The organism is Bacillus sp. ISL-57, assembly GCF_018613135.1.
Taxonomy (GTDB): Bacteria; Bacillota; Bacilli; order Bacillales; family DSM-1321; genus Peribacillus; species Peribacillus frigoritolerans.
Map to the genome: position 1 here is coordinate 327,995 of NZ_JAGGQV010000001.1, position 16,691 is coordinate 344,685.

A 16,691-nucleotide genomic window follows, 5' to 3' on the forward strand; every position below is an offset into this window, starting at 1 on the left:
TTCTATTATTAAGCTTGTTCAATGGCAAGCTCAGGAGGCGGCTGTCTAAACATTTTTGTAAGGTTAAGAAGGTACACAAATCCGATCGCAAACCAAGTTCCTCCCAGTATTAACGAATGGATGTCTAACTTTATCCAAAAGAAACCTGTAAGAGAAGCACCAATTAACGGAATGATAAGGTACCGAATTGTCCCTATTAAGGATCGCTGCTTTTTTCGGAAATAATAGTGAGCGATAACCGAAATATTAACGAAAGTAAAAGCGAATAATGCACCAAAATTTATAAGAGATACGGCAGTCGTAAGGCTTAAGAATAGGGCGCTTAAAGCCACGCCTCCTATAATTAGTATGTTGAAGACAGGTGTACGATATTTAGGAGAAAGGTATCCAAATATTTTGGCAGGAAGTACACGTTCACGTCCCATTGCAAATAAAATGCGCGAAGCACTTGTACCTGACGCAATAGCTGATGAAAAACTGGACATGATTCCTTCAGCAAGCATATAACTTATCAAAAAGTTACCCCCGATATACATGGCAATTTCCATATAGGCTGCTTCCGGGGCTTTAAATGATTGGTAGTCAGGCCAGACAAGCTGTAAAAAGTACGAACCGATAAAATAATATAATCCACCAATGATTGTTACAAGATAAATGGCCTTAGGTATGGATTTTCGCGGGTTTTTCGTTTCTTCAGAAAGAGTTGTTACTGCATCAAACCCTAAAAAGGAAAAGCATAAAATAGGGATTATGGACATGAAGCCCGGAATATTTATATTTGAATCAATAAACGGGAGGATCGAAAAAAGCGTTCCTGCACCTTGACCATTTAAAAGCCCCTTTATTGAAAAAATGATGAACAACGCAAGTGTTCCGAATTGCAAGAATAGAAGCCCCATATTAAGCTTAGCCGCTACCTTAATACCGAGAATATTTATAATCGTAACCGTGACGATAAAGAGAATGATCCAGACGTACATAGGAATTATAGGGAAATATGCTTTCATTGCAATGCCTAACAATAGAGCACTGATCATTGGACTGAACATATAATCCAGTATAATGGTCCAACCTACGAGAAAACCAATGTGAGGACTTAGGGATTTTTGCGTAAACGTATAGGCTGCACCCGCATTTGGAAAGGCTTTGACCATTTGCGCATAGCTGTAGGCTGTAAACAGCATAACGATAAAGGCAACGATATAAGCAGTAGTGATCATCCCGTTTGTGCTATGAACAGCAACTCCATATGTTGAAAACAAAGTAGTTGGGGCCATAAAGGCCAAACCAAAAAACACAACATATTTTAATGGAAGTGAACGTTTAAGAGTTGGTGAGTTTGAATTATTCATATATCAGTCCCCTATTAAATGGCTGCATCATAGTCATTCTTTATTCCAATACCATACTGATTCTGCAAAGCAGACCGATCTCCATGCCCAACTTTTCTATAGTTTTTATTTTCCATAGTATGGTCTATTTTCGCATTTAAACGTTTGATGACAAAGATGTACATCCGCTGTTTGATCATCTTTTTCCGAATCGTTTACTTATCATACTAAAGAACCGGCATAATCATAAACTACTTGACCGTCAACCATTGTTAACAGTACCTTTATATCTGGTATTTCTTCCACAAGCACTTCAAAGGGATTTCGTTCCAAGACGATAATATCAGCAAGTTTACCTGCTTCCAATGTCCCTAATTCCTGCTCTCTAAATGTACCGTAGGCTGGGCCACTTGTATAAGCTTTCAATGCTTCGGCAAGTGTGATGCACTCATGTGGATGCCATACCGTTTTTCCGCTGCTGTCGATTCTCGTTACCGCACGATAAATTTGGAGGAGCGGATTCAAAATATCAATTGGGAAGTCCGTTCCAAAAGCCAGTTTCGCACCGGTTTTTTGCAAAGTATTAATCGAGAAGACATACTTTTCCCGTTCAGCACCAACTTGTTCGGTGTAAACACCTCTTTCAGACATCGCTAAGTGATCTGGCTGCATTGAGACCATAACACCGAGCTCACTAAAACGATGAATATCATCTGGATGAATCACTTCAATGTGTTCGACGGAATGTCGTGAATCTCGTTTACCATTTGTCTTTTGCGCTTCCTCATAGGCATCTAAGGCAAGACGGATTGCTCCATCTCCAATCGCATGAAAACGAATGCTGAAGCCCTCTTTATCTGCAGCAACGACCCATTTTTTGATCGTTTCAGGAGGGAAAGACGTCTCACCGCGTGTTTCTGGTTGATCCGCATAAGGCTCGAGTAGATAAGCTGTACGGGCGGTAATGACGCCATCGATAAATTGTTTAAGTCCCGACACACGGAGCTTATCCGATTGATATGTCTCTCGCAATTGTTTGGAGTGCCCAAGATCGCCATTTAATGCAGGCCATAAATGAATCCGCGTTGTTAATTTACCGTTGTCTTCGAATTCTTTGAAAACATCTAGTGATTCTATTGTCTTTAAACCATGTAAGTCATTGACAGCAGTCACCCCTAAGCTGGCTGCATGTGCCAAGAAATTGGAGAAGATTTCATTTTTTTGTGAATTTGAAAAATTAAAGGCATGGCGGATAACCGCATCCATTGCTTTTTCATATAAAATACCATTGGGTTCGCCATTTTCATCTTTTCCTATAATGCCATAGAAAGGATTTTCCGAATGACGAGTAATATTAGCAATCTCCAAAGCTTTCGTATTCACCCATGCATAATGACCTTCAGCGTGAAACATGAGTGCCGGACGGTTAGGAAGAATATGATCCAATGAATGGCGAGTCGGTAATTGTTGTATATCCCAATAACCTGCATCCCAAGTAAATCCGATTACCCATTGATTTTCCGGTTTTGATTCGGCAAATTCACCAATCATTTTCAGCGCTTCATCTTCTGAGCGAGCGGCGAACAGATTGACACTATTGAGGGCAACGGCACCTTGCATGATATGAAGGTGGAAATCATGGAATCCCGGCATAATTAATTGGTCTTTAAACTGATAGATTTTCGTGTGCTCACCTGCGCAGTGTTTAATTTCTTCCTCAGTACCAATCGCAACAATTTTGTTGTCCTTAATTGCAATGGAGGCGGGTTCAGGTTGATCGGAAAGACCTGTAAATACAGTATTACTTGATATAATTACGTCAGCTACTTGTTGACTCATCATCAATCATTCCCTTCTTTTATAGCGTTATTATTAAGCTTCCTCAAAGGCAAGCTCAGGAGGCGGCTGCCTAAGCATTTTCGTTAAGTTTAATAGATAAATAAATCCGATAAGAAGCCAAGTTCCACCCAGTATTAGTGAATGTTTATCTAGATTTATGAAAAACAATCCAATTAGTGCTGCACCAGTAAGCGGGATAATCATATATTGAATCGTTCCTCTAAAAGATCTCTGTTTCTTTTGAAAAAAATAGTAAGAAACAACTGAAAGATTCACAAAGAAAAAGGCAAATAACGCACCAAAACTAATAAGTGATACAGCTGTCGTTAGATTTAAGAAAAGAGCGCTTAATGCAATCCCGCCAATGAGTAAAATATTGAACACGGGTGTCCGGTATTTCGGTGATAGATAGCCGAAGATTTTTTTCGGCAATACATTTTCCCTTCCCATCGCATACAAAATACGAGAGGCGCTCGTTCCCGATGCCACGGCTGAAGCTGTGGTGGAAGTTAGCCCCACTGCCACAAAGAAGCTCACAAAAATGTTTCCGCCGATATACATAGCTATCTCTAAATAGGCGGATTCAGGGTTAGTGAAAGAATGGAACTCCGGAAAAATTAGTTGTGCAAAATAAGAACTTGTGATAAATAAAAATCCGCCAATCATCGTTATGAAATAGATCGCTTTTGGCAACGTCCTCGTAGGATCCTTCGTCTCCTCTGACAGAGTAGTTACTGCATCAAAGCCTAAAAAGCTAAAACAAAGAATTGGGATAACAGATAGGAGAGCCGGTGCGCTAATTTCAGGGTCATAAAAGGGAACGGTGGAAAATAATGTCCCTGTTCCTTTTCCATCAAGAAGACCTTTAATGGACAAAATAAAAAATAGTGCAAACAATAAAAATTGCAAGAAAAGCATATACGTATTAAGTTTCGCTGCTAATTTAATGCCAAGGATGTTGACAGCAGTAATAACCACAATAAATAAAATGATCCAAACAAACATCGGAATGGATGGAAAATAAGCTTTCAATGAAATTCCGACGATTAGGGCGCTGATCATCGGGCTAAATATATAATCAATGATGATTGTCCAACCAACGATAAACCCTATATGCGGACTTATAGATTTTTGCGTAAACGTATATGCTGCTCCTGCTTTTGGGAACGCTTTCACTAATTGGGCATAGCTATAAGCTGTAAATAACATGACAACTAAAGCAATGGCATAAGCCGTCGGCAGCATCCCGCCGGTGCTGTTTACAGCAACCCCATATGTTGAGAAAAACGTTTTTGGAGCCATGAAAGCCAATCCGAAAAAGACGACATACTTCAAAGTAAGAGTACGTTTAAGAGTTGGTGAATTCGTATTTTCCATTAATCAATCCTCCTTGTGAATTTTTTACTAACGATTTTACACATTCATTAATGTGTCGTAAATAACCTGATTATTCAGAATAATTAAATTGAAATTCTGTATATTCAGTTAATGGAAAGGTTATTTGTCTGTATTCATTTAAGGATAACCAACATAAAGTATCTTTCTTGTGAACGGATACAAAAAATTGAGCTCTGACTGAATGCTTTTAACATTTTTTCATAGTGCCTGTCCTCCAATCGGCCGCACAGAGGATTTGGTAAAGTAGAGTAGCATAATGCAAGGAACAACTTCGTAATGGCCTTGTCTTTTTTGATGTCACACTTTTTAATAAAAGGTATCACTCCTTCGAACAAAATGATTTTTCAAAATAATGGTTTGCTGTTTTCATTTAGGAATGCATCACTCCATTCATTATGTATAAATCCATTATAAAGTCTCGTCTAACACGAGAGTAAACAGTTGCGATACAAAAAACAGCCTTCGAAATGATAATGCTTTCATTTCGAAGGCTGTTCACTTGTTACTTTTCTTGAATCGGAATTTGTATTTCATAATAAGCTTCATCATATTGATCAGTCAGAGAAACGTCAACCTGCATAATTCGAAAGGCGTCACCGGTAATAATATAGTCATGAGTATCACAATAATGGAGTAGCTTTTTTAGCTGGATTAGCATTTTCTCCCTTGTGAGTCCTCCATAATAGGAACATAAAAATAGCCCATTTTCAATTTTTTGGGTTGGTTGCTCTGACTCCTCACCCTGAACAAGAATGAATGATTGAGATTGATAGTCACTTAGGTTAGCGGAAAAGTCAGATGATTGACGAATTTCATCAAAATACTCTTTCTTGATAAAATCTCCAAATTTATTGCTGGCCAAAGCAGGAATGAGTCCACCAATCTTGTTTTCGAGCTCCAAATATCCAAAATAAAGATTTTCTGTATCCGTCCAACTTACCGATCTGGCTAGCTGGATGTATTCCCGTTCTTCACATTGTTTTATCAAGATATCCGAATTGCTGTAACTGTTTGTGAAATGTTCAATATTGTATAATCGTGTCATCAAAATATTATGGATACCTTGCAATTTCTTAATTTCTTCCTGTATATTAGCCATTGATTTTTGAAGTGATTGAACCGACTTTTTGACATTGCGATCCGTAAGAAACTGCTTGATTTCTTCTAAGGAAAACCCGATGCTCTTTAACTCTTTGATTGTTCCGAGAACCTCATACTGGGAAATGGAGTAATAACGATAGCCAGTTTCGGGGTCAATATGAAAAGGCTTTAGCAATCCGATTTTATCGTAATGGCGCAATGTATCTACGGTTACACCTCGCAATTTCGCCATTTCTCCTATACTAAGCTTATTTTGCATGGCTTTTCTCCTAACCAATACTGAATTTATATATATTAATAACATGATTTCTCCCTATTATAAAGTAGTGATTCTTGATGTGTATAGATAGTGCAGGAAGATTTGTAGAGCATCGCATTAAATAAAATTGCAGTCACAAACTTACACGTCCAGTATTCGATTTAAACAGGGTTAACCATTTCAGCTCTTGAAATGGGTATACTTTTTTGGACTTAAAGGATTAAAATGCAGAAGAGGTAGTACAGTTCAACAGTTTTTCTTGAAAACTTGTAACCAAAACTTCCAAGCGGAAAGTACAAAGAAAAGCAATGGTTTTCTAATTAGAATGGATATTATTGATTGCATGTTTAATGAGGAATTTGTAATGAGGGAACATATGTTTTATAATGTAACTTAAGTAATGTCCATCGAAATAGGGGAGGTATTATATGTATATTTCAATTTCAGATTTTATTAAAGAATGGAATAAAGAAGCCATACTCACTCAAAATGTCTTGGATAGTTTGACAGATGAATCCTTAGAACAACAAGTTTATCCTGAAGGTCGCACTTTAGGAAGAATTGTGTGGCATTTCACCACGAATATTCCAGATTATCTAGCTCATTTCGGGTTAAAGATAGACCGGATAGAAAGTTCGGAAAACGTTCCATCTTCAGCCCGCGAAATTGCCATCACTTTTAAAAATGTAAGTTCTCATGCGGCAAAAATTATTGAACAACAATGGACAGACGAATCCCTGGGGCAAATACAAGAAGCGTTCGGAAGACAGGAAACAAATGCTTCCATCCTTATGGGGCTAATCAAGCATATTGTTCATCATCGCGGACAAGTTACGGTTCTGATGCGTCAAGCAGGAATTAAACCTTCTGGGGTTTATGGACCGCCAAAAGAAGATTGGATTCATTTAGGTGTGGAAAATCCTCCGCTTTAAGGATTTATGAATCAGTTAGGATCTTCTACATACGGGACATTGGCGAATAATTAAATCCAGTCCTCCATTTTAAGACTGGGTTAATAATATGTTTTAGCATCCTATGAAGGGTGCTTTTTTATTTTGCGAAAGAAGGGTTTAAATGAAATCAGCTAATTTAGAGACGATGTCCTAAGTGTAATCCTTATTTTTCCAATTGGGGCTAATGAAGGTAGGGTGGATTCGGTCTTTTCATTTTGGTTAGGCTCTATTAATCATTAGTGCAGAATAGTTCTTTAAGGTTATTATTTATAATCATGCTATTTGTAAGGCGCCATATGCTGAACCCCCTCCATAATTACCACAACCACCGGCACAACTATATCCGTCAATGATCAGGAGTTAAACAAAACTACTAAAATGAAAAAATCTTCACCAAATTAATTAAAGCTGACTGAAAGTTTCTATTTATAAATATCAGGATTTTGTTGAAAAATGTCGTAATTTGCGAATATCATTATCGTCATTTCTGAGATATTATTATATTGAATGTACTTTACCACATTGAAGTGATAGTGGAACTTTGTCGGGCTCAACTTAGTGAGTGGGGGAAAATAAATGAGTGTAATCATCGAGAAGAAACAAATGGAAAACTATACTCATATGGAAGATGTAATGTTGGTAGGAAAAATCCATAATGGCGATGAAGATGCACTGGAATTTTTAATCAAAAAATACAGATGTGTCGTTCAATCAAATGCTTTAAAGTATTTTTTAACGGGTGGAGATAAGGAAGACGTCTTTCAGGAAGGGATGATTGGACTATATAAGGCCATTCGAGACTACAAAAATTGCAAAAAGGCGTCTTTCAGATCATTTGCGGAACTGTGCATTACAAGACAAATCATAACGGCCGTTAAAGCGGCTATTCGCCAAAAGCATTCTCCCTTAAATAATTATGTTTCATTGTATATGCCAATCCATCAAGGGGAGTCGGAACAGGGTTTAATTGATCTAATCCCTGAACAGAGACAAAATGACCCAGTTACGATCTTAATAAAATCAGAAGAAATTTGTGATATTGAGCTAATTTTAACCGAAGTCCTTAGTGAGTTGGAAAGCAGTGTTGTGGATTTATACCTGGAAGGAAAAACTTATTTAGAAATATCAAAGGAACTGAATGTTCAAAAAAAGACGATCGATAATGCACTTCAGCGGGTAAAAAGAAAGCTGGAGCGGCACCTCGAGTCCAGAAGAGTGGAAGAATAATAACAATCATTCTTTAAATTTTCGGTCATTATTGATTTGTAAAATAACATTGATACAATTATTAGAATAGATAAGAGTACTTGTTAAAAGCATTTTCCTGGTAATGGAGGAGTTAGTGCATGCTATTCTATGAGGAAATAAAATCCCTCAGGTAACATGCCGATAAAAAATTCCCTGAGTATAACCAAAAAAAGCCCAACTGAAACACGTGGGCTTTTTACTATGTTCATTTTTTTAATTCACTCTCTTCAATTGGAGATTATAACTCAATGTTTCATCGTCTGAATATAATTTGTATCCAAGTCCGTTACTGTAATTGAGGAAGACTTTATCCGGAAGATGTTTTTTTGACTCACTTGAAATTAATATGGGGATTCCAGCAATTATGAATCTCTCATCATCTTCGTTCTTATTATCAATTTTCAATTCATGTTCCACATAAATCGAACAGCTACCAACATAAATGGCTTCGATACGAACACCTTCATTCTCTTTATAATTAACTTTTAATAGTTGTTCAATGGCTGCTTCTTTAATCTCTATATTCATAAAACACGCTCCCATATTATTTTTTATCTAGACAATCTTCTATTCTTTCGTATACCCAATTGCTTATAAGTTAATGTGCATAAGAATGTTTATTAAGTATAATAAAGCCGATGTTCCCGGTCATCAGGCTTATGATTGTTTAATAAAATCACAATTAAGATCAAACGCCATGTGTCAGTAACTCCATCTTTGGAATAGCTTTCTTTGCAATGATCATCCTATCGGCTTCGCTTTCATGGGCCACTTTTTGTTTAATTCAGTTATAAAAGTCTTTACATTTTTTTTACCTTTCATAATTGGGGAATAGACGTAAGAGAGTGTCCTGTTAAAGGATTCATCTTTTATCTGAATGATAGAAAGGATTTTATTTTGTACATCCCTTTCAATGACACTTCGGGAAAGCAGGGCCAGGCCTGAGCCGTTTTTTATAAGTGTTTCTTTAATTCCTTGATTGCTGCTTATCGTGAGTATCGATTTAATTTTCAAACCATTTGAACGTATGACATGGTTAAGGTATTCTCGTGTACCAGATCCAACTTCCCTCGTTACCCATGCTTGGTCATGTAAATCAGTAATTTCCACATCGTCTTTATTAGCAAGTTCATGATTATTAGAAGATACAATGAATAGCTCATCTTGCATGAATGGGTGAACAGAAAGCTCTTTTTCATTAGTTTGACCTTCGATTAAACCAATATCCACTTTGTATAGCCGAACGGCTTGAACGATTTCTTCCGTGTTCCCAATTACCACTTGAAGTTCAAGTTCAGGATATTCCTCTTGAAGGTCGATGAGTAAAGAAGGAAGGATATACTCTCCTATTGTAAAACTTGCACCTATCTTTAATTCGCCCTTGATGGACCTATCGTGTTCCTGTATGTCTTGTCTGGTCTGTTCATAGATTGTGATCATTTGCTTGGCCCGGTCGTAAAGAATTTCTCCCGTTAAGGTGACTTTCAAAAATTTAGGAGAACGGAGGAATAATTTCGTCTGGAACTCCTCTTCTAATTTTTTAATATGTAAACTAACACTTGGTTGCGACATAAGAAGAATTTCTGCTGTTTTTGTAAAATTCTTGACTTCCACAAGGGTCACAAATGTTTTTAGAGCATCATAGTACATAGAAATTTCTCCTTATTATTAATATTCTTAATAGTTATAATAAATTATATATATTTTACTAATGATGTACCTTCCAGTAAAGTTTTAATGAGAAACTTATTTTAGGAAGAGTATAGGCTGGGAAAGCTATTGTCCTTTGTTGCGTGCTATGAACCTATATAACTGTATTTTTCATTTTTTTTGCAGTTAAAACCGACTTGGTCTATAGGAGTAAACGAGTTAATTTGTGGATTGAAATTAAATATTTAAACCCACTCGTATACATAATAATCAACTAAGATAAGTTAATATCCCTTTGTGAGGTGGAAATCGTGCAACTTCAGGTAAGTAACAGTCCCTTTAATCAAGAGCAAGCAGAGCTCCTTAACAGCCTGCTGCCAAGCTTGACCCAAACACAAAAAATTTGGTTGAGCGGTTATCTGACTGCATCTTTGTCAGTTTCGAATACAAGTTCAGCCGAAGCCCCGGTATTGGAAGCCCAAAGGGGGGGTAAGACAATATCAAAAGAAGTGACCATCCTGTATGGTTCACAAACGGGCAATGCTCAAGGGCTGGCAGAAAATGCGGCGAGTAAGCTTGAGGGTAATGGCTTTCAGGTTACCATTTCATCCATGAGTGACTTTAAAGTAAACAATTTGAAAAAAATCGAAAATCTTCTGATTGCCGTTAGTACACATGGAGAAGGTGATCCGCCGGATAATACATTGTCTTTCCATGAGTATCTTCATGGCAGGAGGGCACCAAGCCTTGAGGGTCTCCGATATTCGGTATTGGCGCTTGGGGACAGCTCATATGAGTTTTTCTGTGAAACGGGAAAACAATTCGATAAACGTTTGGAGGAACTTGGGGGGACACGGTTATTTCCGCGAATGGACTGTGACCTTGATTATGATGAGCCTGCTTCCGAATGGCTGGAAGGAGTACTTTCCAGTTTAAGAGAAGGGGAAGTCAGTTCTAATGCTGCAGTTCCCGAAGCAAAAACTTCTTTAGGTGAACAAACTTATTCGAGAACAAATCCGTATATAGCGGAAGTGTTGGAAAACATAAATTTGAACGGCCGTGGCTCCAATAAAGAGACACATCATCTTGAGTTATCTCTAGAGGGCTCAGGTCTTACATTTGAACCTGGTGACAGCCTTGGGATTTATCCGAAAAACGATTCGGATTTAGTGGATATGCTTCTTACGGAGCTTAATTGGGACCCTGAAGAAACCGTGAAGGTCAATAAGCAGGGGGAACTTCGTCAGCTTAGGGAATCGCTCATCTCCGATTTCGAAATAACGGTATTGACCAAATCGCTCATTGAACAAGCGGCACAGCTTTCTGATAATGAGGATTTAAAGGAGCTTTTAAAGCCTGGTAATGAAGAAAGGTTGAAAGAATATCGAGAAGGCCGTGATTTACTTGATTTTATCCGTGATTTTGGTTCATGGGGCGAATCGGCGCAAGAGTTCGTATCGATACTCCGGAAAATGCCAGCCCGTCTATATTCGATTGCGAATAGCTTATCCGCCTTTCCGGATGAAGTGCATTTGACAATCGGAGCCGTCCGGTATGAAAGTCACGGAAGGGAAAGAAACGGTGTCTGCTCGATTTTATGTGCGGACAGATTACAGCCAGGGGACACGCTGCCCGTTTACATTCAGCATAACCAGAACTTTAAGCAGCCAAAGAACCCAGACACGCCAATTATCATGGTTGGACCGGGAACGGGCATTGCCCCGTTCAGATCCTTTATCCAGGATCGCGAAGAATCTGAAGCGAAAGGAAAAACGTGGCTCTTTTATGGCAATCAGCATTTCGTGACGGATTTCCTTTATCAAACTGAATGGCAAAAGTGGTTGAAAACAGGTGTGCTTACGAAAATGGATGTGGCCTTTTCCCGCGATACGGATGAAAAGGTGTATGTTCAAGACCGGATGCGCGAGCAAAGCGGGGAATTATACGAATGGCTTCAAGAAGGGGCAGCTGTATACATTTGCGGAGACGAGAAAAACATGGCACATGATGTCCATAATACGCTTATTGAGATCATTGAAAAAGAAGGCAATATGAGCCATGCTGATGCGCAGGCTTATCTTGAAGATATGCAACAGAATAAACGATATCAACGTGATGTGTATTGAAATTTGGAAGAAAAGGAGATAACAACATGGTGAACCCACTATTGAAAGCACCAGCAGGCCCGCCAAGTGATGTTGAGCAAATTAAAGAAAGAAGCGATTATTTGCGAGGTACACTTGGAAAAGTGATGCAGGATCGGATTAGCGCCGGTATTCCGGATGATGACAATCGACTGATGAAACACCACGGCAGCTATTTGCAGGATGATCGGGATCTACGTAATGAGCGTCAAAAACAGAAACTGGAGCCTGCCTATCAATTTATGTTGCGTGTCCGCATGGCCGGCGGGGTTGCACAGCCTTCTCAATGGCTTGTTATGGATGACCTTGCCCAGAAATACGGTAACGGAACCTTGAAATTGACAACAAGGCAGACGTTTCAAATGCATGGTATTTTAAAATGGAATATGAAAAAAACCATTCAGGAAATCCATGCTTCCATGCTGGATACAATCGCTGCATGCGGAGATGTAAACCGAAACGTAATGTGCAATTCTATTCCATTTCAATCCGAAATCCATTCCGAAGTATATGAATGGTCGAAAAAATTGAGTGATTATCTATTGCCGCGTACAAGGGCGTACCATGAAATCTGGTTGGATGAAGAAAAAGTGGTTAGTTCTCCTGAAGTCGAGGAAGTCGAACCAATGTACGGAAAGCTTTATTTGCCAAGAAAGTTTAAAATAGGCATTGCGGTCCCGCCATCCAATGACATTGATGTCTACTCCCAAGATCTTGGCTTCATAGCAATTGTTGAAAATGGAAAACTTGTCGGCTTTAATGTGGCGATTGGCGGCGGTATGGGAATGACCCACGGTGACAAGGCGACATATCCTCAACTAGCCAAGGTAATCGGCTTTTGCCAGCCAGACAAAATACTGGATGTGGCTGAAAAAATCATTACGATTCAGCGTGATTACGGAAACCGGTCCGTACGGAAAAATGCCCGGTTCAAGTATACGGTAGACAGGCTTGGGCTTGAACCGGTAAAAGCTGAACTGGAAAATCGTCTAGGATGGAAGCTGGAGGAAGCGAGAACTTACCATTTTGATAATAATGGCGACCGCTATGGATGGGTAAAAGGCATGCAGGGTAAATGGCATTTTACACTATTTGTCGAGGGTGGCCGAATTGCCGATATCAATGATTACAAGCTGATGACCGGTTTGCGCGAAATCGCAAAGATCCATACGGGTGATTTCCGATTGACTGCCAATCAAAACCTGATCATTGCAGATGTGTCAAGCCAGAAAAAGAAAAAAATCATAGAATTGCTTGAAACATACGGTTTGACGGATGGTGCACATCATTCGGCGCTCAGACGCAGCTCGATTGCATGTGTGGCGCTTCCGACATGCGGGTTGGCAATGGCTGAAGCTGAGCGTTATTTGCCGGTTCTGATTGATAAAATCGAGGCCATCGTTGATGAAAACGGCTTGAGGAATGAAGAAATCACGATACGTATGACTGGTTGCCCGAACGGCTGTGCCCGGCATGCGCTCGGTGAAATTGGCTTTATCGGTAAGGCACCTGGTAAATATAATATGTATCTCGGAGCTGCATTCGACGGAAGCCGATTAAGTAAAATGTACCGTGAAAACATCGGTGAAGAAGAAATATTAAAAGAGCTGCGTGTACTTCTTTCCCGATATGCAAAAGAACGTCAGCAAGGCGAGCATTTCGGCGACTTCGTCATCAATGCAGGGATTGTTAAAGAAGTAACGGATGGAACGAATTTTCATGATTGATTAAAACAAATGAGAGACAGGAATATAACTTCCTGTCTCTTTTGGTATTCAAAGGCTTTCCAGAGTGGCTGGAACATCGATATGTTGAATCATGACCATACTCATCTATCGTCTATTTATTTGCCTTGCTGTTACTTTTATAGGCTACTTCTGCTTCAATCTCAATGAGATAATCCGGTGAAACCAGACTTTGCACCCCTACAGTGGAACGGGCTGTTTTCACTGGATTTTCCTTTGTATTAAAGAAAAGAGCGTAAGCATCGAACCAACCTTGATAGTCTGGTGTATTTCCCTTCTTTGGATCTGGCGCGACATACACACGCAGATAGATTACATCAGCGAGGGAAAGTCCTTTTGTTTTCAAATCTGCTTTTAATTTCTCTAAGATTCCGATTGCCTGCTTTTCTGTATTGCCATATCTCTCATAAGTGGTTTTTCCATCCTTGTTTAAAAGAGGTGCAACTGTTCCGCTAAACAATAACCGGTTATAACTTTGAGGCGCAGCAACTGAACTGGAAATCACAGAAGTAGGGGACCCAAAAAAGGTCACTTTATCCGATTTCAATTCATCTTTTTCGTTACCTGCGGAAGCAAATGAGTATCCTGTGATTAAACATATACTTAATACTGAGGCAGCGATGATTGATTTCATAGGTATTTTCATAAAGTCAGCTCCTGTTATTAATGTAACGACGATAGGTAGATAATCAGATTCGTTTATCCGGCTAACCACAATTCTTGCTGTTTCAAAAGCATCTGCCAGCCATGCATTTTGAATAAATGGGCTTTTCACCAGCAATTTAATATGAAAGTAGTTTTTTTCCGATCAGGTGAAGATTTCTAAATGGGCTATCGACAATTCATCATTCAGAGACCCCGGTTTGGATGATGTTAACTTTGGTTTCTACGTTAATGTCCATCTTCGGATAAATCATTTTCCATCGTTCATAGGTCAGTTGTTTATTTTTGCCGTGGTATTTTTCCTTTAAGCCAATCGGGTCAAGGGATTTTTTCTGAAAATCTTTAATAAGACGGTTTGCTTGCTTGGTTAAATCATCTTCCATTGCCTGTTCGATTTTTTTTATCATCTTTCTATTTGTAAGATTTTCACTTCGCATAGATTCCTTGATTTGTCCTTTAATTTTGAGTTTAATCGTGATGGAGGGACTACTATCTGATTTGGATACCTCATAACTTGAACCGCTTCGGATGCTTTCTACAACGATATCGCTTTTTTTCTTGTCTTTTAATTTGAATTTGTATATTCCCCGCCTATGATTTTGAACTAATGTCTTAAAAATGAACATATCACCCGTTCGAACTTTCGTGACCATTTTATTTTCATGAAAAAGGGCGACTCCAGAAACCGCAACTTCATTATTAATTAATTTAATTAAAGGAAGATACGAATCGCCGCCAGCTTCTAGAGCGTTTCCTAAAAAAAGATGGAGGTTAGTATCCGGTCCGTTACCTGTTTCATTCTGTTGATTAATCAAATCCGATAAAAAGATACCAATATTCACATTCGTATTTGGTGGTTTCGTATTTATTACATCCTTGGTCTTTCCCTCAACGACAACCAAAATGACCCTGTTTCCAAGTTGAGGCTCACGGTAGAGATAATCGGTCAGTTCTGTCATTCCGATTTTACGAACCATTTTCTCGCTAAATAAAACTATACGTGTCTGTCCTAGCAATACCGGCTTATCCGCTTTTTTGGAAACGACAGCCTGGACATCACTCGTTGTCGACGATGTTCCAGTTAAGATTTGATATTTACCCATCTTATCCTGTTGGAAGATAGGGATGACGAACATTCCTTCGACAGTATCATTCTTTAGAATATCGTAGCCAATGGCTTGGGACATATTGACTTCGTCAACCACTCTTGGCTGGGCACAGCTGCAAAGGAGGGGAAAAGCCAATATAACAAGAATCAATTTTCTCATAAACGTTTCCTCATTTTCTTTATATAAATGACGACCAAAAGAAGAGGCAAGTATAAAGCAATAAAGAGTGCGCCGTATGGATTGACGATTTTACGCAATATATATAGTGAATCAACATCAAAAACAAATATATTGGTAAGCAGGATTATAATGGACATTCCCCATAATGGATACTTTTGCTGAACATTGAATAGTCGCTTGAAACCCCGGCTTGCAGCCCACAAGGAAATGGTCATGTTGGGGATGATAACGATGGCCCACCAAGAAACGTCTATATATTCAAATCGTTGAATAAAGGGCAATTCGACAATACTGGTTAATGACAGTGTCGGCCATATAGTCAGTTCCAACTGTTTTTGTGAATAAAAAACAATGGAAACCAAATAAACGAATACGGTTATTAAGGTTGTTGTTAAGGCCCCTCCATGAGCATATTTTTGTGAAGTTTTAGCATCTTTGATGAACGGATAAAACATCACGATCATTTCAAACCCAAGCATTGTTAATGAAGTACTTCTAGTTCCTTTCAATATATCCAATAGAGTGTGGTGGAAAACAGGGAGCAAATTGGTGAATTCAGAGTATTTCATGGCATAGAATAGGACAAATAAAAGCCAATATGTCAAAATGGAGCTTAAAAAGGTAATACCCGTAATCGTTCGGAACCCTCCCGTATTTATATAATAAACCAGGATCAGAAATACTAGAGCAAACGCCCAAGATGGTACCTCTTCAAACATCCATACATGTATGACATAGATATAGCTAATCATGACTGTCATCCCTAGGATCAAAAAGTAAAGAATGAATAATAGACTGAAGAAATTCCCGATCCACTTCCCGAATGCAAGATTATTTGCAGAAATGATATCACCAGGGACGAAACTGAAGATTTTATATATGACCCAAATCATTATATGAACGATCAGGCCGGCTAGTAATATCGAAATCCAGCCATCCGTTCCCGTTGTTTTCGCTAAAACCCTTTGAAAACTTAAAACGCCTATTCCCGTTTGCATGGAATGCACTAAAAAAAACACATAGAACGGTGACACTTTATACTTTTCATTTACTCCAGCTTGGTTCATATAG

At 38.8% G+C, this 16,691-nt stretch carries 14 protein-coding genes; 4 read left to right on the forward strand and 10 right to left on the reverse strand.

Annotation, left to right across the window (positions count from 1 at the left end):
• Window positions 1-8: 8 nt before the first annotated feature.
• The 5 genes from J7I90_RS01500 to J7I90_RS01520 all read right to left on the reverse strand — a co-directional run bounded on the left by J7I90_RS01500 (window position 9) and on the right by J7I90_RS01520 (window position 5,928).
• A complete protein-coding gene (locus J7I90_RS01500; RefSeq protein WP_214768084.1) occupies window positions 9-1,352 on the reverse strand; it encodes an APC family permease in 1,344 nt (447 codons plus the stop codon).
• 14 nt (window positions 1,353-1,366) lie between these two features.
• Window positions 1,367-1,531, reverse strand: a complete 165-nt coding sequence (locus tag J7I90_RS01505; protein ID WP_214768085.1) for a hypothetical protein — start codon at window positions 1,529-1,531, stop codon at window positions 1,367-1,369.
• A 22-nt stretch (window positions 1,532-1,553) separates the two neighbouring features.
• Window positions 1,554-3,170, reverse strand: coding sequence for an amidohydrolase (locus J7I90_RS01510; RefSeq protein ID WP_214768393.1), 1,617 nt, complete (start codon window positions 3,168-3,170; stop codon window positions 1,554-1,556).
• Between the two features lie 33 nt (window positions 3,171-3,203).
• Window positions 3,204-4,547: an APC family permease gene (locus J7I90_RS01515; protein ID WP_214768086.1), complete on the reverse strand. Its 1,344-nt coding sequence runs from the start codon at window positions 4,545-4,547 to the stop codon at window positions 3,204-3,206.
• A gap of 523 nt (window positions 4,548-5,070) precedes the next feature.
• Entirely contained in the window at window positions 5,071-5,928 is an 858-nt protein-coding gene (locus tag J7I90_RS01520; RefSeq protein ID WP_214768087.1) for a MerR family transcriptional regulator, read from the reverse strand.
• Window positions 5,929-6,356: 428 nt separating this feature from the next.
• Between J7I90_RS01520 and J7I90_RS01525 the strand changes: the two genes are divergently transcribed.
• Together J7I90_RS01525 and sigH are read left to right on the forward strand one after the other, a co-directional pair.
• A complete protein-coding gene (locus tag J7I90_RS01525; protein WP_034312276.1) occupies window positions 6,357-6,860 on the forward strand; it encodes a DinB family protein in 504 nt (167 codons plus the stop codon).
• A gap of 597 nt (window positions 6,861-7,457) precedes the next feature.
• The gene (sigH, locus tag J7I90_RS01530) at window positions 7,458-8,108 is read left to right on the forward strand and encodes an RNA polymerase sporulation sigma factor SigH (protein WP_214768088.1); all 651 of its coding nucleotides are present in this window, start codon (window positions 7,458-7,460) and stop codon (window positions 8,106-8,108) included.
• Window positions 8,109-8,342: 234 nt separating this feature from the next.
• Here sigH and J7I90_RS01535 read toward each other — a convergent pair whose 3' ends face one another.
• Together J7I90_RS01535 and J7I90_RS01540 are read right to left on the reverse strand one after the other, a co-directional pair.
• Window positions 8,343-8,657, reverse strand: coding sequence for an iron-sulfur cluster biosynthesis family protein (locus J7I90_RS01535; protein ID WP_214768089.1), 315 nt, complete (start codon window positions 8,655-8,657; stop codon window positions 8,343-8,345).
• A 213-nt stretch (window positions 8,658-8,870) separates the two neighbouring features.
• Window positions 8,871-9,779, reverse strand: coding sequence for a LysR family transcriptional regulator (locus J7I90_RS01540; RefSeq protein WP_214768090.1), 909 nt, complete (start codon window positions 9,777-9,779; stop codon window positions 8,871-8,873).
• Window positions 9,780-10,090: 311 nt separating this feature from the next.
• Here J7I90_RS01540 and J7I90_RS01545 point away from each other — a divergent pair, with 311 nt between their 5' ends.
• A complete protein-coding gene (locus tag J7I90_RS01545; protein WP_214768091.1) occupies window positions 10,091-11,905 on the forward strand; it encodes an assimilatory sulfite reductase (NADPH) flavoprotein subunit in 1,815 nt (604 codons plus the stop codon).
• 26 nt (window positions 11,906-11,931) lie between these two features.
• Window positions 11,932-13,650 carry an assimilatory sulfite reductase (NADPH) hemoprotein subunit gene (gene cysI / locus J7I90_RS01550; RefSeq protein WP_214768092.1) on the forward strand — a complete coding sequence of 573 codons (1,719 nt, stop codon included), beginning with the start codon at window positions 11,932-11,934 and terminating at the stop codon, window positions 13,648-13,650.
• Window positions 13,651-13,762: 112 nt separating this feature from the next.
• On the opposite strand, the gene J7I90_RS01555 is transcribed toward cysI, so the two are convergent.
• The 3 genes from J7I90_RS01555 to J7I90_RS01565 form a co-directional block, all read right to left on the reverse strand.
• Window positions 13,763-14,443: a RidA family protein gene (locus tag J7I90_RS01555; RefSeq protein WP_311380983.1), complete on the reverse strand. Its 681-nt coding sequence runs from the start codon at window positions 14,441-14,443 to the stop codon at window positions 13,763-13,765.
• A 70-nt stretch (window positions 14,444-14,513) separates the two neighbouring features.
• A complete protein-coding gene (locus J7I90_RS01560) occupies window positions 14,514-15,599 on the reverse strand; it encodes a Ger(x)C family spore germination protein (RefSeq protein WP_214768093.1) in 1,086 nt (361 codons plus the stop codon).
• The gene (locus J7I90_RS01565) at window positions 15,596-16,687 is read right to left on the reverse strand and encodes a GerAB/ArcD/ProY family transporter (RefSeq protein WP_214768094.1); all 1,092 of its coding nucleotides are present in this window, start codon (window positions 16,685-16,687) and stop codon (window positions 15,596-15,598) included. The genes J7I90_RS01560 and J7I90_RS01565 overlap by 4 nt, the downstream gene beginning before the upstream one ends.
• Between the last annotated feature and the right edge of the window lie 4 nt (window positions 16,688-16,691).

Excerpts from the sequence above, each read along its gene's own strand:
- J7I90_RS01500 (WP_214768084.1), bottom strand. The coding sequence starts at position 1,352 with ATGAATAATTCAAACTCACCAACTCTTAAACGTTCACTTCCATTAAAA.
- J7I90_RS01505 (WP_214768085.1), bottom strand. The coding sequence starts at position 1,531 with ATGATCAAACAGCGGATGTACATCTTTGTCATCAAACGTTTAAATGCG.
- J7I90_RS01510 (WP_214768393.1), bottom strand. The coding sequence starts at position 3,170 with ATGAGTCAACAAGTAGCTGACGTAATTATATCAAGTAATACTGTATTT.
- J7I90_RS01515 (WP_214768086.1), bottom strand. The coding sequence starts at position 4,547 with ATGGAAAATACGAATTCACCAACTCTTAAACGTACTCTTACTTTGAAG.
- J7I90_RS01520 (WP_214768087.1), bottom strand. The coding sequence starts at position 5,928 with ATGCAAAATAAGCTTAGTATAGGAGAAATGGCGAAATTGCGAGGTGTA.
- J7I90_RS01525 (WP_034312276.1), top strand. The coding sequence starts at position 6,357 with ATGTATATTTCAATTTCAGATTTTATTAAAGAATGGAATAAAGAAGCC.
- sigH (WP_214768088.1), top strand. The coding sequence starts at position 7,458 with ATGAGTGTAATCATCGAGAAGAAACAAATGGAAAACTATACTCATATG.
- J7I90_RS01535 (WP_214768089.1), bottom strand. The coding sequence starts at position 8,657 with ATGAATATAGAGATTAAAGAAGCAGCCATTGAACAACTATTAAAAGTT.
- J7I90_RS01540 (WP_214768090.1), bottom strand. The coding sequence starts at position 9,779 with ATGTACTATGATGCTCTAAAAACATTTGTGACCCTTGTGGAAGTCAAG.
- cysI (WP_214768092.1), top strand. The coding sequence starts at position 11,932 with ATGGTGAACCCACTATTGAAAGCACCAGCAGGCCCGCCAAGTGATGTT.
- J7I90_RS01560 (WP_214768093.1), bottom strand. The coding sequence starts at position 15,599 with ATGAGAAAATTGATTCTTGTTATATTGGCTTTTCCCCTCCTTTGCAGC.
- J7I90_RS01565 (WP_214768094.1), bottom strand. The coding sequence starts at position 16,687 with ATGAACCAAGCTGGAGTAAATGAAAAGTATAAAGTGTCACCGTTCTAT.